The sequence below is a fragment of the Oceanobacillus halotolerans genome, from assembly GCF_010993955.1.
GTDB classification, from domain to species: domain Bacteria; phylum Bacillota; class Bacilli; order Bacillales; family Amphibacillaceae; genus Oceanibacillus_A; species Oceanibacillus_A halotolerans.
On record NZ_WIXL01000008.1, the window covers coordinates 59,910 to 79,457 of the forward strand.

Genomic DNA, 19,548 nt, shown 5'->3' on the forward strand with positions numbered 1-19,548 from the left:
AACTGAATAAAGGAGGAAATGCACGTTGACTTCGCAAGTTGTAAAAACAACCGAAACCTTAATAGAGCCGATATTACAAGATATGAATCTTGAACTAGTCGATGTAGAATATGTAAAAGAGGGAAAGAATTGGTTTCTTCGTATCTATATTGATAAACCAGGCGGTGTGGACATTAGTGAATGTGGCATTGTGTCGGAACAATTAAGCGAAAAATTAGATGAGGCAGATCCAGTACCTGAAGCTTATTTTTTAGAAGTTTCCTCACCAGGTGCAGAAAGGCCTTTAAAAAAGAAAGAGGACTTTCAGGAACATTTATATAACAATGTTTATGTAAAATTATACGAACCGATTGATGGGAATAAAGAATATACAGGGGAATTAATCGCATTTGAGGATGATATTGCGACAATTTCATATAAAGAAAAAACAAGGAAAAAAGAAGTCGAGATACCATATAACAAAATTGCAAAGGCTAGACTGGCCGTAACATTTTAAAGGGGGAAAAGAAAGTGAGCAGTCAATTGTTTGATGCGATTGATTATTTAGAAAAGGAAAAGGGTATTGATAAAGACATTTTGTTAGAAGCATTAGAAGCTGCATTAATATCAGCATATAAAAAGAACTTTAAATCAGCTAATAATGTACGTGTCGATTTAGATGAAGAGCATGGATCTATGCGTGTATATGCTCGTAAAACGGTTGTAGAAGAAACAGATGATCCACAACAGGAGATTTCATTAGATGAAGCAAAAGAAATAGATCCAAATTATGAATTGGACGATATTATCGAAGTAGAAGTAACCCCAAAAGATTTTGGAAGGATTGCGGCACAGGCAGCGAAACAAGTCGTCACTCAACGTGTCCGTGAAGCGGAACGAGGCGTGATTTTTAATGAGTATGTCGAACGAGAAGAAGATGTAATGACAGGAATCATTCAACGAAAAGATCCGCGCTTTGTGTATGTTCATTTAGGTAAAGTAGAAGCAAAACTAGCCGCTTCTGAACAGATGCCAACAGAGGAATACCATGTCCATGATCGAATTAAAGTGTTTGTTACAAAAGTGGAAAGTACAAGTAAAGGACCACAAATTTATATTTCTCGAACACACCCAGGACTTCTTAAACGGTTGTTCGAAATGGAGGTTCCGGAAATATATGATGGGGTTGTGGAAATCAAATCTGTAGCTCGTGAAGCTGGGGACCGTTCTAAAATTTCTGTTCATGCAGAAGACCCAGAGGTGGATGCAGTTGGTTCTTGTGTTGGTCAAAAAGGTCAGCGTGTTCAAGCGATTGTGAATGAATTAAAAGGGGAAAAAATTGATGTAGTAGAATGGTCAGAAGACCCTGTCGTATTTGTAACCAATGCGTTAAGCCCATCAAAAGTATTAGAAGTAATTGTAGATGAAGAAGAGAAAGCAACAACGGTCATTGTCCCTGATTATCAATTATCATTAGCAATTGGAAAAAGAGGGCAAAATGCACGACTTGCTGCTAAGTTAACGGGTTGGAAGATTGATATTAAAAGTGAATCAGAAGCTAGAGAAGAAGGACTGCTATCCGATGATGTAGATGAAGAAAATACGAATGAGGAGAGTGCTTATTCTGACATTGATGGCGATTTGTTTGAATAAGGAGGAGATTTAAATGGTCCGAAAGCGAAAGGTACCTTTACGAAAATGTATTGTTACAAATGAAATGCGACCAAAAAAGGAGTTAATCCGTATTGTTCGAAATAAAGAAGGAAAGGTTTTTGTCGACCCAACAGGTAAACAAAATGGTCGAGGTGCCTACCTAACAAAAGATTCAGATGTCATTCGAAAAGCTAAAAAAACAGGTATCTTAAATCGACAGTTTGATACGGAAGTCGATATAAGTATCTTTGATGAACTAGAACAATATGTACAAGGAAACTCAGGTAATGAATAGTTACTTAAACATTGTTGGTCTCGCATTTCGAGCTAGAAAATGTTCCATTGGGGAAGAAAGCATTATCCGTGACATTAAAGGAAAACGTGCTAAGTTAGTGTTATTAGCTAATGATACAGGTGCACAAACAAGAAAGAAAATAACAGATAAATGTAATTCGTATGGTATACCTTTACGAATTGTAGATGATAGAGAAACACTATCACAAGCTATAGGAAAGTCACATAGAGTAGCTGTTGCGATTTTAGACGAAGGATTTGCAACTAAAATTAAATCGTTACTCGCTAAATAATTCGGGGGTGAATGTATGAGTAAAACACGAATATATGAATATGCAAAAGAAAAGAATACATCAAGTAAAAATGTGATTGAACATCTAAAAAGTATTGGGGTAGAAGTGTCCAATCATATGTCAACAATAACGGAAGATACTAAAGCAAAATTAGATAAGCAATTCGCACAAAAACAAGAGACTTCTACTAAACCAGATTCTACTAATAAAGCGGACAAATCGAAAAATGAAGATAAACAGCAAAACCGTAAACAAACAAAGCCAAATCAATCTAACCAAGATTCAAAAAAGCATTCAAATAAAAGGAAACAAAAACCTAATCGGAAACAAGATAAACATAAAAATAAGCATCAAAAGAATGGAAAAGGAAAAGCTAATAATCCATCAGGAAATCAACAGCAGCCAAAGAAACAAAATACCCCGAACAAAATCACGTATAGCGAAACATTAAATGTAAGTGATTTAGCGGAAAAACTGCATAAAGAGCCGTCTGAAATTATTAAAAAGCTTATGTTTTTGGGTGTAATGGCCACAAAAAATCAAGATTTAGATGATGATGCTGTTGAACTAATCTGTTCTGAATATGGAGTCGAAGTTGAAAAAGAAATTATTTTAGATGAAACAGATTTTGATAAATATCGTGAAGAAGATAAAGAAGAAGATCTTGACGAGCGTCCTTCTGTTGTAACGATCATGGGCCATGTTGACCATGGTAAAACTACACTATTGGATGCAATACGCCATACGAAGGTTACAGAAGGTGAAGCTGGTGGAATTACCCAACATATTGGTGCATACCAAGTAGAAAGTGGCAATAAAAAAGTAACGTTTTTAGATACACCAGGTCATGCCGCTTTCACAAGCATGCGTTCTCGTGGAGCACAAGTAACTGATATTGCGATCTTAGTAGTAGCTGCTGATGATGGTGTGATGCCACAAACAATTGAAGCAATTAACCATGCTAAAGCTGCTGAGGTACCGATTATTGTTGCTGTCAATAAAATTGATAAAGAAGGTGCAAACCCTGACCGAGTAATGCAAGAACTGACGGAGTATGAATTGATACCGGAAGATTGGGGTGGCGACACAATCTTTGTACCTCTTTCTGCTCTACAAGGTGAAGGTATAGATGATTTACTGGAAATGATTTTACTTGTAGCAGAAGTAGAGGAGCTAAAAGCGAACCCAAATAAAAATGCATTTGGTAGTGTAATTGATGCACAATTAGATAAGGGAAAAGGTTCTGTTGCCACATTACTTGTTCAAGAAGGAACATTACGTGTTGGCGATTCACTCGTTGTAGGGAACACATTTGGTCGTGTTCGTGCAATGGTGAATGAACTAGGGCAACGCTTAGAGGAAGCAGGGCCTTCAACACCTGTCGAAATAACTGGCTTAAATGATGTTCCACAAGCAGGGGATCAGTTCCTAGTATTCTCCGATGAGAAAAAATCACGTCAAATTGGCGAAGCACGTCAACAAAAGCACATTCAAGAAACACGAACTGAGCAAACAAAAGTTAGTTTAGATGATCTATTTGAGCAAATAAAACAAGGTGAAATGAAGGATATCAACATCATTATTAAGGCAGATGTTCAAGGATCTGCGGAAGCCTTAGCAACTTCTTTACAAAAAATTGATGTGGAAGGTGTCAAAATAAATATTATCCACACTGGTGTTGGTGCAATTTCAGAATCTGACATTATCTTAGCATCTGCATCCAATGCAATTGTTATTGGTTTCAATGTTCGGCCAGATGCCAATGCAAAAAAAGCAGCAGAAACAGAAAAAGTAGATATTCGCTTGCACCGTGTCATTTATAAAGTGATGGAAGAAATTGAATCAGCAATGAAAGGGATGCTTGACCCAGAATACGAGGAAAAAGTAATTGGGCAGGCTGAGGTACGTGAGATCTTTAAAGTGTCGCGTATTGGTACAATTGCTGGAAGCTATGTAACAGATGGCAAAATCACAAGAGATTCTGGAGTTCGACTAATTCGGGATGGCGTTGTGCAATTTGAAGGTGAAATTGATGATTTAAAACGTTTTAAAGATGACGTGAAAGAAGTTGCACAAAACTATGAATGTGGAATTACCATTAAGAACTTCAATGACATTAAAGAAGGCGATATTATTGAAGCCTTTGTTATGGAGGAAATTGAACGAAAATGATCCTTTATGCTGAGATTGAGTGTATGATGTATGAAGGTCACTCCTTAAAGGATAAACGCTCGATTATAAAACGGTTATTTCAAAAATTACGTCAAGAATTTAATGTGGCATTAACAGAGCTAGACTATCATGATTTATGGCAAAGAACTAAAATCGGTATTGTTACCATTTCCAACAATACGAAACACGCTGAACAAGTCTTACAACGAGTTCTACAACGAATTGATAATTATTCTGAACTAGAACGTACCATAACGAACATTGAACATGTATAAAGGCTGCTAATTGATAGAGGTGATTCGATGAGCGATTTACGTGCAAATCGTGTAGCAGAACAGATGAAAAAAGAACTTGGTGGGATACTAACCCAGAAAATTAAAGATCCACGCGTTGGGTTTGTAACAGTAACCGATGTTGAAGTAACTGGTGATTTGCAGCAGGCTAAAATTTATATTTCTGTGTTAGGTGACGAAAAACAAAAGCAGGACACATTAGTTGGATTAGCAAAAGCAAAGGGATTTATTCGTTCTGAAATTGGTAGCCGTATTCGACTACGGAAAACTCCGGAGCTTACGTTTGAATTTGATGAGGCTTATGAATATGGCAATCGGATTGAAACGATTTTGCGTGATTTAAATAATAAATGATACATGTGATGGTGAAAATCTGGCTTAACCGACGTAGGTTTAAGTCAGATTTTTCCATAGTTTTTCAAGAATATGCAGGACGTAAAATGGAGGGCTTAATTATGGATGGTATTTTGCCGTTATGGAAGCCAAAAGGAATGACATCCCATGATTGTGTTGTGAAAATTAGAAAATTATTTGGTACCAAAAAAGTAGGTCATACTGGTACACTAGACCCAGAGGTAGAAGGTGTCTTACCAATCTGTATTGGTGCTGCGACTAAGATCGTTCCTTTTTTAACAGATACGAAAAAAACATACATAGCAGAGTTAGAATTAGGCAGTGCAACAGATACAGAAGATGCTCAAGGGGAAATAATAAAGCAAAAGTCAGTTGCAAACATGCCATCTAAACAAATAATTGAAAACATGCTACAATCATTTAAGGGAAAACAAATTCAAATTCCACCAATGTATTCAGCTGTTAAAGTAAACGGCAAAAAACTATACGAGTATGCAAGAGCAAATGAAACAGTGGAAAGACCTACAAGAGAAATCACAATTTATACGTTAGACTATTTAGATCATGATCCAAAACATAAACGAATTAAATTTAAAGTGGTTTGTTCAAAAGGTACATATATACGGACATTATGTGTTGATATTGGAAAAGCACTTGGATATCCAGCACACATGTCAGATTTAACCCGAACAGCTACTGGCTCAATTACATCAAATGAGGCATGTTCCTTTGATGTAATTGAAAAAAAAGTTCAACAAGATCAAGCGATGTCGCTCCTTTTACCGCTAACAGAAGGCTTAAGCCATTTAGATCGTGTAGATGTTGATTCATCAACAAAGGAAAAAGTACTACATGGGCAGAAACTAAAAAAAACAGGTCAATTAGTAAAATCTGACCCATTTATGGTAATGTACGGTCAACAATTATTAGCAATCTATCAAAAGCATCCAACAAATTCAAACGAAATCAAACCTGTACGTGTCTTTCCAGTTGGATAGGTGGTAGGAATAGAAGCATTTTAATTAAGAGAAATGAAATAAGTGTAGGTGAAAACCATTGCAAACGATTGAATTGATCTATCCTCATACGTTTATTCAAGAAGATCTACCGGAAACTATAGCAGCTATCGGTTTTTTTGATGGGATACATAAGGGACACCAAAAAGTTATTCAAACTGCTAGCCAAAAAGCAAAAGAGCAACAGATGGAAACAGCTGTTATTACGTTCTATCCTCATCCATCAGTGGTATTAAGTAAGGGGACAAAAGATGTAAAATATATTACCCCTTTCCGAGAGAAGCAAGAAATTTTAGAAGCACTTGGTGTAGATCGGCTTTATATTATTACGTTTGATATATCACTTGCCTCGTTAGCACCAGAACAGTTTATTAAACATTTCATTATTGGATTGAATATTAAACATTTAGTTGCAGGTTTCGATTTTACGTATGGTCATAAAGGAAAAGGAAATATGCAAGTAATAGCGGATCACGCTAAAGGTTTCTTTGATTATACAACCATCGACAAAGTTACTTCAAATGAACAAAAGGTTAGTTCTACTAGAATCCGAGAACTCTTGCAACAAGGTGACATGGAGGAAGCTAATTACCTATTAGGGAGACCCTTAAGTACTTATGGTACTGTTGTTGAAGGTGAACAACGAGGTAGAACAATTGGTTATCCGACTGCTAATTTACGTGTGAGTCCAGATGCTTTATTACCTAAAAACGGTGTTTACGCTGTAAAAGTGCAGTATAGGGGAGATATATACGAGGCAATGGCAAGTATTGGTGTGAAGCCAACCTTTACATCAGATATTATCGAGCCAATTGTAGAGGTTCATATATTTGATGTTACCCATAATTTGTATGGAGAAGAATTAAAAGTGTTTTGGTACAAATTTATTCGAAATGAAGAAAAGTTTAGTGGAGTAGATGAACTGGTCGAAGAAATCACAAATGATGAAAAGATTATTCGTCAATATTTTGCTAAATAATAGGAACAAAAGCTAGAAGCGTCTTGATTATCCCGATTAGAAAGCTTGGCTTGTCGCCAAGTTTTAATGGGGAAAGCCTTAGCTGCACTTATGCAGTAAGTAGTTTCTTATCTGCCAAGCATAAGTCAAGCCTTGAGGTGGTGCTTTTTGCGCGTAATGTGGCTTGACTTATGAACTCGAGGGGGTAGGCGCTGGCCGATGAAAACTCGGGCATCCTTATTTCTATCGGCACTAGGAGTCAATCGCTCTCACTGGCTAAAATCGTCACGTCAATCGCAACGCCAGCACTAGGACGTCAATCGCTCGAAGCTGGACGTGGCTTTTCCTATGAGAGGTAGTAATGAGGCCAACTTTTTTATACTTTCTTGTAAAAAAAACCAATTCTAGTATTTTCACAGTTTATCCTTGCATTTCTCGTCTAAATCATGTAATCTAAGGAACGTAAAACCTTCTCTTGGCAAATCGAAACTCCGACGTTTGCTAGGGGATAGGGGATATGAAAATAATAGGAGGTGCGCCAAATGGCTATCACAAAAGAACGTAAAAATGAAATCATTAATGAATTCAAAGTTCATGACAATGACACTGGTTCTCCAGAGGTACAAATTGCAGTACTTACGGAAGAAATCACTAAATTGAATGAGCATTTACGTACCCATAAAAAGGACCATCACTCACGTCGTGGGCTCTTAAAAATGGTTGGTAAACGTCGTAATTTACTTAATTACCTACGTAAAAAAGATGTTACACGTTACCGTGAACTAATTAAAAGGCTGGGACTACGTCGCTAGTAAGAAAAAAGCAGGAGCAATCCTGCTTTTTTTGCAGAGAAAATAATTTTTTCTCTATCTATCAGAACAAAAGCTAGAAGAGCCTTGATCACCCCCGATTAGAAAACTTGGCTTGTCGCCAAGTGGCGAAAGCCTTAGTTGCACTTATGCAGTAAGAAAGTTTTCTTATCTGCCAAGCCTCGACCTGGTGCTTTTTGCGCGTAATGTGGATTGACTTATGACCTCGAGGGGGTAGGCGCTGGCCGATGAAAATTCATGCGTCCTTATTTCTGTCGGAACTAGGACATCAATCGCTCGGAGTTGGACGTGGCCTTTCCTATAAAAGAGTAATAAGGCCAACTTTTTATACTTTCAAAAAAGGTTTTTCTTTTAAATACAATAAATAAGGCTGTTTTCTAAAAGATTAAGCATAGTTGATAAATGATGCGTCTTAACTTACCGTTCCAGCAGAACATTTCGCTTTCACACAGCATTGAATTGCACTCATCTTTAAAAGGATCGAAGTAAAGGAAGTTGAATAACGACGCATTATATAGAAGAAGAAACATTAAAAATAACAAAGAATACGAAAAGAGCTTAAACAAAGTGCTCTTCTAAAAGGTCATCTAATCATGCAGTAAAATTTTACTTACATAAAATTTACAATTACGCTTATAAACTATAAAATGAGAGATAGAATGTTTAAAGAAAGGAGTACAACATACATGGCAGAAGAAGAAAAACAAGAATTCTCCACTGAAATTGCTGGTAAACCATTTATCGTCGAAACTGGAGAATTAGCAAAACAAGCAAATGGTGCATGTATGATCCGTTATGGAGATACATCTGTATTATCTGTAGCGACTGCATCAAATGAACCAAAAGATTTACCTTTTTTTCCATTAACCGTAAATTATGAGGAGCGGCTATATGCTGTCGGAAAAATTCCAGGGGGTTTCATTAAAAGGGAAGGAAGACCAAGTGAAAAAGCGATTCTGTCGTCCAGATTAATTGATCGTCCAATTCGTCCGATGTTTCCAGACGGATTTCGAAATGAAGTACAAGTGATCAGTACGGTTATGAGTGTGGATCAGGATTGTTCATCTGAAATAGCTGCGATGATTGGTTCATCCATTGCCTTAAGCATTTCAGATATCCCATTTGCTGAACCAATTGCAGGTGTTCATGTTGGACGAGTTGATGGTGAATTTGTCATTAATCCAACCATTGAACAAGAGGAAAAAAGTGATATTGATTTAACGGTTGCAGGTACAAAAGATGCCATAAACATGGTAGAAGCTGGTGCAAATGAAGTACCAGAAGAAGTGATGTTAGAGGCTATCATGTTTGGTCATGAAGAAATTAAACGACTTGTTGCCTTTCAAGAAGAAATTGTACAAGCAGTTGGAGCTGAAAAATCAGATGTTAAATTAATTCAATTAGATGAAACTTTAACTGCTAAGGTAGAAGAAGAAGCAAAAGACAAAATTAAAGAGGCCATACAGGTTAAGGAAAAGCATGCACGTGAACTAGCAATTAGTAATACTAAAGAGGAAGTACTTGCTGCTTATGAAGAAGAAGAGGAAGAAATTATAAAACAAGTACAATCCATTTTAGATAAGTTAGTTAAAGAAGAAGTTCGCCGACTTATTACAAAAGAAAAAGTACGTCCTGATGGTCGTAAAATTGATGAAATACGTCCTCTTTCTTCTCGTGTACGTGTACTTCCAAGAACGCATGGTTCAGGTTTATTTACAAGAGGACAGACACAAGCACTCAGCATTTGTACATTAGGTGCATTAGGAGATGTACAAATACTAGATGGGCTTGATTTGGAAGAATCAAAGCGGTTTATGCATCACTATAATTTTCCACAATATAGTGTAGGGGAAACAGGTCCTATTAGAGGCCCTGGTCGTCGTGAGATTGGTCATGGAGCATTAGGGGAACGGGCACTTGAAAAAGTAGTTCCTTCTGAAAAAGAGTTTCCATACACCATTCGTTTAGTTTCCGAAGTATTAGAATCCAATGGCTCTACTTCCCAAGCAAGTATTTGTGCGAGTACACTAGCAATGATGGATGCAGGCGTTCCAATTAAATCACCAGTTGCAGGTATAGCAATGGGGCTAGTGAAGTCTGGGGATGACTATACGATCCTTACAGATATTCAGGGGATGGAAGATGCTTTAGGTGACATGGACTTTAAAGTAGCTGGGACAGAGCAAGGTGTTACAGCATTGCAAATGGACATTAAGATTGATGGTCTATCACGTGATATTTTAGAAGAAGCACTAAACCAAGCGAAAAAAGGCCGTATGCAAATATTAGATTCAATGTTAGCTACCATCCGGGAACCTAATGCCGAACTTTCGCAATATGCGCCGAAGATTTTAACGATGAGTATTAATCCAGATAAAATTCGTGATGTAATCGGTCCAAGTGGTAAACAAATTAATAAGATTATTGATGAAACAGGCGTTAAAATTGATATTGAACAAGATGGTAAAATTTTCATTTCATCTACGGATGCGAAAATGAACGATAAAGCTAAGCAAATTATTGAAGATTTGGTTCGTGAAGTCCAAGTTGGTGAAATGTATTTAGGGAAAGTAAAACGAATCGAAAAATTTGGTGCTTTTGTTGAACTGTTTAAAGGTAAAGATGGCCTTGTTCATATTTCTGAACTAGCTGAGGAACGTATTAACAAAGTAGAAGATGTCGTCTCAATTGGTGATGAAATCCTAGTAAAAGTAAAAGAGATTGATAATCAAGGTCGTGTTAATGTTTCCCGTAAGGCAGTTTTAAAAGAACAAAAGGACAAGGAAGCTAAATCTAAATCGTAATATAAAACAAGAAGCTGGCAAACCAGTTTCTTTTTTTATTCTAAGGATATTCATTTTTCATATCTTGTCCCCCTCCTTCATAAGAATGAAGAGAGGAGGAGGCATGGATATGTATCGTTATGGTAAATATATTCATATGATCGTGTTTGCTTTTGTTGTTCTAATAACATTTAATTATGATTATAATCCATTTGAACTAAATGAGAGGATGGATGATTTTCAATTTACGGAAGGTGTAGCAAAGACGGAGGATCCCTTGTACATCGAAATATCAGAAAAAAGCTATGACTATACTGAACCTCCTCAAGATGCTGTGATTGATGAGGTATGGAAAAAGATGCCTGGTCTAAATGGACTAGAAGTGGATATCGATAAATCGTATAAACAAATGAAAAAGGAGAAAACATTTAATGAGTCATTACTTGTATTTAATGAAATTCCACCAGATGTAACATTAAAGGATTTACCAGCTGCACCGATCTATCGGGGACATCCCGAAAAAGACATGGTTTCCTTCTTAATTAATGTTTCTTGGGGTGGAGAACATATCCCACACATATTGAACGTGTTGAAAAAACATGATGTGAAAGCAGCATTTTTTATAGAAGGTAAGTGGGCAAAAGAGAATTCTGATTACGTCAAAATGATTGATGAACAAAATCATGTGATTGGTAATCACGCATATAATCATCCTAATATGGAACGATTATCTAAACAAGAAGTACGGGAACAACTGACACAAACAAATGAAATTATTAAGGCAATTATAGGTGAAACTCCAAAGTGGTTTGCACCACCAAGTGGTAATTACAATGATCAAGTGGTGGATGTGGCATATGATTTAAAAATGGAAACGATTCTTTGGAGTGTAGATACAATTGATTGGAAGAATCCGTCAGTTTCTGTTATGATAAACCGCATAAATAATAAAATCCACCCAGGTGCAATGGTTTTAATGCATCCTACATCGTCCATTGCACAGGGGTTAGAAGAAATAATTGTCACGATACAAGATAAAGGGTATAGAATAGGCCCAATTGACAAATTATTGAGTGAAGAAAGGTAAGAATGAACTAGTACACATAGGAGGATCTATTGTGATTGAAAAACATACAAGTAAAAATGGTCTACGAATTGTAACGGAACATATCCCAACAGTTCGTTCTGTTACCATTGGAATATGGATATTAACTGGATCTAGAAATGAATCAGAAAAAAATAATGGTATTTCTCATTTTTTAGAGCACATGTTTTTTAAAGGAACGGAAAATCGCTCTGCCAAAGACATTGCTGAAGCATTCGATGCTGTTGGAGGCCAGGTTAATGCATTTACATCTAAGGAGTATACATGTATTTATGCAAAAGTAATTGATACACACAAAGAATATGCTCTTGATATTTTAGCAGATATGTTCTTCCATTCCTCCTTTGATGCGGAGGAAATGGAACGGGAAAAGAAAGTCGTACTAGAAGAAATTAAAATGTATGAAGATACACCAGATGATATTGTCCATGATTTGTTAGCACGTGCATCATTTGGCGACCATCCATTAGGCCATCCTATATTAGGAACAGAAAAGCAGCTACAATCTTTTACACCTGACCACCTACATCAATATATGAACAGTCGTTATACACCAGAGAATGTAGTGGTATCTGTAGCTGGGAATGTGGATGATGCATTTGTAAAAAAAATTGATCAATATTTTGGAAACTATACGACGGAAGCAGGAACGACTAAGATAGATAAACCAACTTTCCTGGGCAATCATATCGAACGAAATAAAGATACCGAACAAGCCCATCTATGTATTGGCTATAATGGACTTTCGGTAGAAGATGAGGCTATTTATAGCCTGATTGTAATGAATAACGTTCTTGGAGGTTCAATGAGTTCAAGGTTATTTCAAGAAGTCCGTGAAGAACAGGGACTAGCATATGCCGTGTTTTCCTACCATTCTTCGTTCCTGGATCATGGATTGTTGACCATTTATGGTGGAACAGGAAAAGAGCAGCTCCCACTGCTGCAGGATACAATCCACAAAACGGTTGATACACTGCGAAAAGAAGGATTAACAAATAAAGAACTAAATAATAGTAAAGAACAACTTAAAGGCAACTTGATGCTAAGTTTGGAAAGTACAAATAGTCGGATGAGTCGCAATGGTAAAAATGAATTATTATTACAACGTCATCGTACATTAGATGAAATGATTCATCAAATTGATGCTGTTGATCATGATTCAATTAGCCATGTGATCCAAACTGTATTTAATCAACCAAATGCAACAGCTTTAATAGCACCTGAGAAGCAAAAATAACCTATGTGTTAACGCATAGGTTATTTTTATACGCATATATTGTAATAATAGCAGTTGCTGGGAGGGGATAGTAGTGCGATATAGTGATATTAGTGGGAAAGAAATCGTTAATATCAGACATGGATCACGTTTAGGGGTTTTAGGTCAAACTGATTTGGAAATCGATGAAAAGTCTGGTCAAATCCAGTCGTTTATTATCCCAAATTATAAATGGTTTGGGCTAAAAAAAGAAGGAGAAGAAGAAAAAATACATTGGAATGCGATAAAAAAAATAGGAGAAGATATGATTATGGTCGAAATGGATTAATCCTATTCTATTTTTAGGAAAGGCTAGTACCTCTTATAGGTACTAGCCTTTTTTTGCACGTTGGGAAAGTATAAAATTTTAGCTAAGGAGTGGACTCGATGTTGCAAAATTTTAATGTCCCAAGTATAAGAAAAACTAACACATTCGTTAAAGTACGAGCGAATGCGAGTTTTTCTAACACGTTAGGAAAGTATAAAATTTTAGCTAAGAAGTAGACTCGACGTTGCTAAAATTTAGATGTCCCAAGTATAAGAAAAACTAACACATTCGCTAAAGGACGAGCGAATGCGAGTTTTTCTAAGATTTTTTTAAATGAGAATCACCAACCAATGATAGCAACATAAGCTATAACGAAATGTAAAAAGTGCATAATCCAGAGAGGTGTTAACATAATGAATCAACATATCGCTGTAATAGGCGGGGACGCTAGATATTTAGAATTAATTCATCAACTACAAACATTGAACGATACCACTATATATATCATTGGATTCGATAAAATTAACCAAGGTTTTACAGGGTTAAAGCAGGTTGAATTCTCAGACTTAGAAGTTGATCAGCTAGATGCTGTCGTTTTACCCATAACGGGTACAGATGAAAATGGTAACGTAGAGACAGTGTTTTCTGATCATACCATTCAATTAACAGAAGATTGGTTTTCACAATTAAGAAAAAATACGATGATCTTCACAGGAATTGCCAACGATTATTTAGAGAAGGTATCAGCACATGGAAATCTTTCGTTAATTCCACTTTTAGATCGTGATGATGTAGCTATCTATAATTCCATACCAACTGCCGAAGGAACAATCATGATGGCAATTGAACATACTGATTATACTATTCATGATTCACGAGTCATTGTAACTGGATTTGGTAGAGTAGGGCACACCGTTAGTAATAAATTTTCCGCTCTTGGTGCAAAAGTATCGGTCGCATCCAATAGCATAAAAGAATTAGCTCGAATCACAGAAATGGGTCTAGAAGCAATTCCGCTAAAAGATCTTCATTACTATACACATCGATGTGATATTTTAATTAATACCATTCCTGCACATGTCATTACAAAAAAATCTATTCAACATCTTCCCACACATGCACTGATTTATGACCTAGCTTCAAAACCTGGTGGCACAGATTTTGATTATGCTGAGCAGCGGGGAATTAAAGCAATCTTAGCAAAGAGTTTACCAGGTGTTGTTGCTCCAAAAACCGCTGGTAAAATCATAGCGGATGTCATCATTCAATTTATGGAAGATGGAAAGGAGTTAACTGTATGACATTAGAAGGAAAACGTATCGGTTTTGGTTTAACTGGGTCTCATTCTACTTATCATAAGGTGATTCCACAAATAGAGCGACTAGTTGACTTAAAGGCAGATGTAGTTCCGATCGTGTCGTATACGGTTAGGAATACGGATACAAAATTTGGTAAAGCTAATGATCATATTGCAAAAATTGAGGCAATTGCAGGGAAACGTGTCATTTCTACGATACCGGAAGCAGAGCCATTAGGTCCAAAAAATCCAGTAGATTGTATGGTCATTGCACCTATGACAGGGAACTCTTTAAGCAAGTTTGCAAATGCTATGAATGATTCACCTGTTTTAATGGCGGCAAAATCAACATTAAGAAATGGAAATCCTATTGTGTTAGGTATTTCTACAAATGATGCTCTTGGCTTAAATGGTGTTAACCTAATGCGTTTAATGGCCACAAAAGGAATCTATTTTGTTCCATATGGGCAAGATGATCCATTTAAAAAGCCTAATTCCTTAGTATCTCACATGGAATATATACCAAGTACGATTGAAACTGCTCTTCAAAATGAACAACTCCAACCAATTATTATTCCTCATCATACGTCAAATATGGTAAAATAAATTCGTTATATGTTTCATAAGTGTGAAAGGAGTCATCTATATGGCAAAAGATCTTTATAATGTAGCAGTAGTTGGTGCAACAGGTGCAGTTGGTGAAAAGATAATACAAATGTTAGAAAAGAAAGCTTTTCCAATTAATCAACTTAAATTATTAGCATCCAAACGTTCGGCAGGAAATAAGGTTATGTTTAAGAATGAAGAAGTAACCATAGAAGAGGCTACACCAGAAAGTTTTAATGGGGTAGATATTGCCTTATTTTCTGCAGGTGGTTCCGTATCTAAACAACTTGCACCAGAGGCAGTAAAACGTGGTGCTGTTGTAATTGATAATACGAGTGCTTTTCGTATGGACGAAAATGTGCCATTAGTAGTACCAGAAGTAAATGAAGCTGATATAAAACAGCATAATGGAATAATTGCGAACCCGAACTGTTCAACAATCCAAATGGTTGCAGCTTTAAAACCAATTCAAGATTCTTTTGGGTTGAAGCGTGTTATCGTTTCAACTTATCAAGCAGTATCAGGTGCAGGTACTCAGGCTGCAGATGAATTAGAAAATCAGTCGAAACAATTTTTAGACAACAACGAATTAGAAGCTTCTATTTTACCTGTAAAAGGAGAAGAAAAACATTATCCAATTGCATTTAATGCATTACCACAAATTGATGTATTTCAAGATAATGGCTATACGTTTGAAGAAATGAAGATGATTAATGAAACGAAAAAGATAATGCATGCAGATAATTTATCTGTTGCAGCTACTTGTGTTCGTTTACCATTCTTCACCTCTCATGCTGAAAGTGTTTATGTTGAAGTTGGAAATAATGATATAACTGTTGAGGACTTGTGGAATAAACTTCGAGATGCAGAAGGAATTGTATTAGAAGATGACCCAAGTTCTCAAACATACCCAACTCCATTAAGTGCCGCAAATAAAGAGGAAGTTTTTGTTGGCAGAGTTCGAAAAGATTTGGATCAACCAAATGGTTTCCATCTTTGGATTGTGTCTGACAATCTTCTAAAAGGTGCTGCATGGAATACGGTTCAAATTGCAGAGCGTTTAGTGGAAAATAAATGGTTATAAGATAGAGGTGTGACAATGCAGGTTTTAGTTCAAAAGTTCGGTGGAACATCTGTACAAACGGAAGAAAATCGCGACCATGTGATTAAACACATTAAGAATGCGTTAGTAAAAAATTATAAAATTGTTGTTGTTGTTTCGGCATTAGGAAGAAAACCTGCCCCATATGCGACAGATACACTATTAAATATGGTCGATTTTCCTGCAGGCTATAGTTCAAATCGTGAACTTGATTTACTAATGTCTTGTGGGGAAACGATTGCCTCTGTTGTACTATCTAATGAACTTAAAAAACATCATATTACAGCCACCGCTTTAACTGGAGCACAAGCAGGCTTTGTCACAAATGATGACTTTACAAAAGCAAAGATAAAGGAAGTAAACCCAAAACGAATATTGGAAGAACTTGAAACAAATGATGTTGTTGTTGTAGCAGGATTTCAAGGACAAACCAAAGATGGTGATATTACGACGATTGGTCGGGGTGGCAGCGATACTACTGCAGCTGCTCTAGGTGCTACATTACAAGCAGAGTGTATTGAAATATTTACTGATGTTAACGGAATTATGACAGCCGACCCACGTGTTGTTGAATCTGCTAGGCCTTTAGATGTTGTAACCTATACAGAGATTTGCAACTTAGCTTATCAAGGTGCTAAGGTTGTTCATCCACGTGCAGTTGAAATTGCAATGCAAGCTAAAATTCCGATGCGTGTACGCTCGACGTATTTACAAGATGAAGGAACTTTAGTTACTGCATCTAGAGCACAAGAGATAGGAAGAGATATTACAGATCGTTTGATAACAGGGATAGCACACATCGATTCCATTACGCAAATAAATGTGCAAACAAAAGAAGAATCCTACCACTTACAATCGGAAATTTTTAAAGCGATGGCTGAAGCTGGTATATCGGTAGATTTTATCAATATTTCACCAACAGGGGTTATATATACCGTTCCAAAAGAAAATACGGAAAAGGCAATTCATATCTTAGAAACATTAGGATTTGAACCGACGATCGTAGAAAATTGTGCGAAAGTCTCTGCTGTTGGGGCTGGTATGACTGGGGTTCCTGGTGTTGCTTCTCGAATTGTGCAAGCCTTAACAGATGAAGGTGTACAAATATTACAATCAGCTGATAGCCACACAACCATCTGGGTGTTAATCCGAGAAAAGGATGTAAAAACTGCGGTCAACGCATTGCATGAGGTATTTGAACTAGGTAATATCACACAGTCCTGATTAATTATCGAAAAAAGAAGGGTGAAGCGTAATGAATTTTGGAAATGTATTAACGGCAATGGTTACACCGTTTGATAAAGCAGGAAATGTTGATCTCGATCAAACCACTAAATTAATTGAATATTTATTAGCTAATGGAACAGAAGGATTAGTAATAACTGGTACCACTGGAGAATCCCCAACACTATCAAAGGATGAAAAAATTGATTTATTTCACCATGTTGTACGTGTCGTAAACAAACGTGTCCCTGTTATTGCTGGTACAGGTAGCAATAACACTAAAACCACCGTCGACTTAACGAAGGAAGCCGAAAAAAGTGGTGTCGATGGTGTGATGCTAGTGGCTCCATATTATAATAAACCAAACCAACAAGGTTTATATGAGCATTTTAAGACAGTTGCCAATGAAACATCATTACCAGTTATGCTTTATAATATTCCTGGTCGATCGGTTGTGAAAATGTCTGCAGATACTATTATACGATTGAGTGAAATCGAAAATATCGTATCAATCAAAGAAGCAACTGGTGACTTTGATCAAGCAGCGGAAATTATCGAAAAAACACGAGATGATTTCTCTGTTTATTGTGGAGATGATGGGTCCACATTACCGATGCTATCCATTGGTGCTGATGGTGTTGTATCCGTTGCATCTCATGTGATCGGAAAAGAAATGCAATCTATGGTAGAAGCATATCGACAAGGCAATGTTACCGAAGCTGCTTCTATTCATCGGAAATTATTGCCTGTTATGAATGGATTATTCCAAGCACCATCTCCTACGCCAGTAAAAGCTGCTTTAGCATTAAAAGGAATTGATGTTGGAAGTGTACGTCTTCCATTAGTACCACTGACTACAGAAGAGAATAACAACCTAGAACAATTATTAAAATCATAAGAAAAACATCGGCCTTAGATAAGCCGATGTTTTTTTATCCTATTTCGCATGTTACTCTTTTTTTCGCTCATACTAAAGGGTAATGATGAATTAGGATAGGAGTGATTGAAATATGAATAACCATACACAAAATAATAATAAAGAAAAGAAAGATGACCAAAATCAAAACCAAGGTGATAATACCCAACAAAGTTCCTTAGTTCAAAAAATACAGCAACTAGGACAATCAAATGTTCCAACAGCACCGGATTCTAATATTCATGTACTCTCTATTATTGGTCAAGTCGAGGGGCATATTCAGTTACCTCCTCAAAATAAAACGACTAAATACGAACATCTTCTTCCACAGTTGATCGCGATCGAACAAAATCCCAAAATTGAAGGGGTTGTAATCCTTTTAAATACTGTAGGAGGAGATGTTGAAGCTGGCCTAGCTTTATCCGAAATGATTGCATCCATTTCAAAACCGACTGTATCCATTGTTCTAGGCGGTGGTCATTCGATTGGTGTACCTATAGCAGTTGCTACAGATTATTCCTACATTGCACCAACAGCTACTATGACAATACATCCAGTACGACTAACTGGTTTAGTCATCGGTGTTCCGCAAACCTTTGAGTATTTAGACAAAATGCAGGAACGTGTCATAAACTTTGTTATCCAACACTCGAATATTAAAGAAGAAAAATTTAAAGAGCTTATGTTTGCTAAAGGAAATTTAACCCGTGACATAGGAACAAATGTAGTTGGAACAGATGCTGTAGAATATGGTTTAATTGATGGAGTTGGTGGGGTGAAAGAAGCAATGGATAAAGTTAACGAGTTAGTAGGGAATTCACCAAATAATGAGGATCAGGTGATACAATGATATTATATACTCCATTGACACAAGAAGAAGTATTCCCAAATGATCAAGAAAGCACCAATCGTCATCACATTACGTTTCAAGGGAGAGAATGTTACGTAGAAGAAACAAAAGATGGTACCTATCAATTAATCCAATTATTATCAACTGATCCGCAAGACTTCTTAGATGAAAACTTTGCACCTGGCACTGTTATTCCTAAGTAATATTCATGCTTAACCAAAGTTAATATATGGTATAATGAAAGTAGTATGTAAGATATGCCCTTGTCTGTTATAATGACAAGGGTTTTTCATTAATCTC

At 36.6% G+C, this 19,548-nt stretch carries 21 protein-coding genes; all 21 read left to right on the forward strand.

The window, feature by feature from the left end; all coding sequences use genetic code 11:
- Positions 1–25 precede the first annotated feature (25 nt).
- The 21 genes from rimP (at position 26) to GHC26_RS10765 (ending at position 19,451) form a co-directional block, all read left to right on the forward strand.
- The gene (gene rimP / locus GHC26_RS10665; RefSeq protein ID WP_163971255.1) at positions 26–496 is read left to right on the forward strand and encodes a ribosome maturation factor RimP; all 471 of its coding nucleotides are present in this window, start codon (positions 26–28) and stop codon (positions 494–496) included.
- 14 nt (positions 497–510) lie between these two features.
- Positions 511–1,632 (forward strand): transcription termination factor NusA, encoded by a 1,122-nt coding sequence (gene nusA / locus GHC26_RS10670; RefSeq protein WP_163971256.1) that lies wholly within the window; start codon positions 511–513, stop codon positions 1,630–1,632.
- A gap of 13 nt (positions 1,633–1,645) precedes the next feature.
- Complete coding sequence (rnpM, locus tag GHC26_RS10675; RefSeq protein ID WP_163971257.1) at positions 1,646–1,927, forward strand: RNase P modulator RnpM; 282 nt, start codon at positions 1,646–1,648, stop codon at positions 1,925–1,927.
- Complete coding sequence (locus GHC26_RS10680; RefSeq protein WP_163971258.1) at positions 1,920–2,219, forward strand: YlxQ family RNA-binding protein; 300 nt, start codon at positions 1,920–1,922, stop codon at positions 2,217–2,219. Before rnpM ends, GHC26_RS10680 begins: the two co-directional genes overlap by 8 nt.
- Before the next feature lie 15 nt (positions 2,220–2,234).
- Positions 2,235–4,391: a translation initiation factor IF-2 gene (infB, locus tag GHC26_RS10685; protein ID WP_163971259.1), complete on the forward strand. Its 2,157-nt coding sequence runs from the start codon at positions 2,235–2,237 to the stop codon at positions 4,389–4,391.
- Complete coding sequence (locus tag GHC26_RS10690) at positions 4,388–4,666, forward strand: DUF503 domain-containing protein (protein WP_163971260.1); 279 nt, start codon at positions 4,388–4,390, stop codon at positions 4,664–4,666. Before infB ends, GHC26_RS10690 begins: the two co-directional genes overlap by 4 nt.
- 27 nt (positions 4,667–4,693) lie before the next feature.
- A complete protein-coding gene (rbfA, locus tag GHC26_RS10695) occupies positions 4,694–5,038 on the forward strand; it encodes a 30S ribosome-binding factor RbfA (protein ID WP_163971261.1) in 345 nt (114 codons plus the stop codon).
- Between the two features lie 101 nt (positions 5,039–5,139).
- Complete coding sequence (gene truB, locus GHC26_RS10700) at positions 5,140–6,036, forward strand: tRNA pseudouridine(55) synthase TruB (RefSeq protein WP_163971262.1); 897 nt, start codon at positions 5,140–5,142, stop codon at positions 6,034–6,036.
- A gap of 58 nt (positions 6,037–6,094) precedes the next feature.
- Positions 6,095–7,033, forward strand: a complete 939-nt coding sequence (locus GHC26_RS10705; protein ID WP_163971263.1) for a bifunctional riboflavin kinase/FAD synthetase — start codon at positions 6,095–6,097, stop codon at positions 7,031–7,033.
- Positions 7,034–7,554: 521 nt separating this feature from the next.
- Positions 7,555–7,824 carry a 30S ribosomal protein S15 gene (rpsO, locus tag GHC26_RS10710; protein ID WP_163971264.1) on the forward strand — a complete coding sequence of 90 codons (270 nt, stop codon included), beginning with the start codon at positions 7,555–7,557 and terminating at the stop codon, positions 7,822–7,824.
- 704 nt (positions 7,825–8,528) lie between these two features.
- A complete protein-coding gene (gene pnp, locus GHC26_RS10715; protein WP_163971265.1) occupies positions 8,529–10,646 on the forward strand; it encodes a polyribonucleotide nucleotidyltransferase in 2,118 nt (705 codons plus the stop codon).
- A gap of 109 nt (positions 10,647–10,755) precedes the next feature.
- Positions 10,756–11,712, forward strand: coding sequence for a polysaccharide deacetylase family protein (locus GHC26_RS10720; RefSeq protein ID WP_163971266.1), 957 nt, complete (start codon positions 10,756–10,758; stop codon positions 11,710–11,712).
- Positions 11,713–11,743: 31 nt separating this feature from the next.
- Complete coding sequence (locus GHC26_RS10725; RefSeq protein WP_163971267.1) at positions 11,744–12,967, forward strand: M16 family metallopeptidase; 1,224 nt, start codon at positions 11,744–11,746, stop codon at positions 12,965–12,967.
- A gap of 73 nt (positions 12,968–13,040) precedes the next feature.
- Positions 13,041–13,274, forward strand: coding sequence for a YlmC/YmxH family sporulation protein (locus GHC26_RS10730; RefSeq protein WP_163971268.1), 234 nt, complete (start codon positions 13,041–13,043; stop codon positions 13,272–13,274).
- Positions 13,275–13,666: 392 nt separating this feature from the next.
- A complete protein-coding gene (gene dpaA / locus GHC26_RS10735; RefSeq protein ID WP_163971269.1) occupies positions 13,667–14,554 on the forward strand; it encodes a dipicolinic acid synthetase subunit A in 888 nt (295 codons plus the stop codon).
- Complete coding sequence (gene dpaB, locus GHC26_RS10740) at positions 14,551–15,156, forward strand: dipicolinate synthase subunit B (RefSeq protein ID WP_163971270.1); 606 nt, start codon at positions 14,551–14,553, stop codon at positions 15,154–15,156. The genes dpaA and dpaB overlap by 4 nt, the downstream gene beginning before the upstream one ends.
- Before the next feature lie 40 nt (positions 15,157–15,196).
- The gene (gene asd, locus GHC26_RS10745; protein WP_163971271.1) at positions 15,197–16,240 is read left to right on the forward strand and encodes an aspartate-semialdehyde dehydrogenase; all 1,044 of its coding nucleotides are present in this window, start codon (positions 15,197–15,199) and stop codon (positions 16,238–16,240) included.
- Positions 16,241–16,255: 15 nt separating this feature from the next.
- Positions 16,256–17,482, forward strand: a complete 1,227-nt coding sequence (gene dapG, locus GHC26_RS10750) for an aspartate kinase (protein WP_163971272.1) — start codon at positions 16,256–16,258, stop codon at positions 17,480–17,482.
- A 31-nt stretch (positions 17,483–17,513) separates the two neighbouring features.
- The gene (dapA, locus tag GHC26_RS10755; protein ID WP_163971273.1) at positions 17,514–18,380 is read left to right on the forward strand and encodes a 4-hydroxy-tetrahydrodipicolinate synthase; all 867 of its coding nucleotides are present in this window, start codon (positions 17,514–17,516) and stop codon (positions 18,378–18,380) included.
- Positions 18,381–18,492: 112 nt separating this feature from the next.
- A complete protein-coding gene (locus GHC26_RS10760) occupies positions 18,493–19,248 on the forward strand; it encodes a ClpP family protease (protein WP_163971274.1) in 756 nt (251 codons plus the stop codon).
- A complete protein-coding gene (locus GHC26_RS10765; RefSeq protein WP_163971275.1) occupies positions 19,245–19,451 on the forward strand; it encodes a YlzJ-like family protein in 207 nt (68 codons plus the stop codon). Before GHC26_RS10760 ends, GHC26_RS10765 begins: the two co-directional genes overlap by 4 nt.
- Positions 19,452–19,548: the final 97 nt, after the last annotated feature.

Coding starts and splice junctions, on each gene's coding strand:
- dpaA (WP_163971269.1), top strand. CDS start 13,667: ATGAATCAACATATCGCTGTAATAGGCGGGGACGCTAGATATTTAGAA.
- dapA (WP_163971273.1), top strand. CDS start 17,514: ATGAATTTTGGAAATGTATTAACGGCAATGGTTACACCGTTTGATAAA.
- GHC26_RS10690 (WP_163971260.1), top strand. CDS start 4,388: ATGATCCTTTATGCTGAGATTGAGTGTATGATGTATGAAGGTCACTCC.
- GHC26_RS10765 (WP_163971275.1), top strand. CDS start 19,245: ATGATATTATATACTCCATTGACACAAGAAGAAGTATTCCCAAATGAT.
- pnp (WP_163971265.1), top strand. CDS start 8,529: ATGGCAGAAGAAGAAAAACAAGAATTCTCCACTGAAATTGCTGGTAAA.
- rpsO (WP_163971264.1), top strand. CDS start 7,555: ATGGCTATCACAAAAGAACGTAAAAATGAAATCATTAATGAATTCAAA.
- dapG (WP_163971272.1), top strand. CDS start 16,256: ATGCAGGTTTTAGTTCAAAAGTTCGGTGGAACATCTGTACAAACGGAA.
- dpaB (WP_163971270.1), top strand. CDS start 14,551: ATGACATTAGAAGGAAAACGTATCGGTTTTGGTTTAACTGGGTCTCAT.
- infB (WP_163971259.1), top strand. CDS start 2,235: ATGAGTAAAACACGAATATATGAATATGCAAAAGAAAAGAATACATCA.
- rnpM (WP_163971257.1), top strand. CDS start 1,646: ATGGTCCGAAAGCGAAAGGTACCTTTACGAAAATGTATTGTTACAAAT.
- rbfA (WP_163971261.1), top strand. CDS start 4,694: ATGAGCGATTTACGTGCAAATCGTGTAGCAGAACAGATGAAAAAAGAA.
- asd (WP_163971271.1), top strand. CDS start 15,197: ATGGCAAAAGATCTTTATAATGTAGCAGTAGTTGGTGCAACAGGTGCA.
- GHC26_RS10720 (WP_163971266.1), top strand. CDS start 10,756: ATGTATCGTTATGGTAAATATATTCATATGATCGTGTTTGCTTTTGTT.
- GHC26_RS10760 (WP_163971274.1), top strand. CDS start 18,493: ATGAATAACCATACACAAAATAATAATAAAGAAAAGAAAGATGACCAA.
- GHC26_RS10680 (WP_163971258.1), top strand. CDS start 1,920: ATGAATAGTTACTTAAACATTGTTGGTCTCGCATTTCGAGCTAGAAAA.
- truB (WP_163971262.1), top strand. CDS start 5,140: ATGGATGGTATTTTGCCGTTATGGAAGCCAAAAGGAATGACATCCCAT.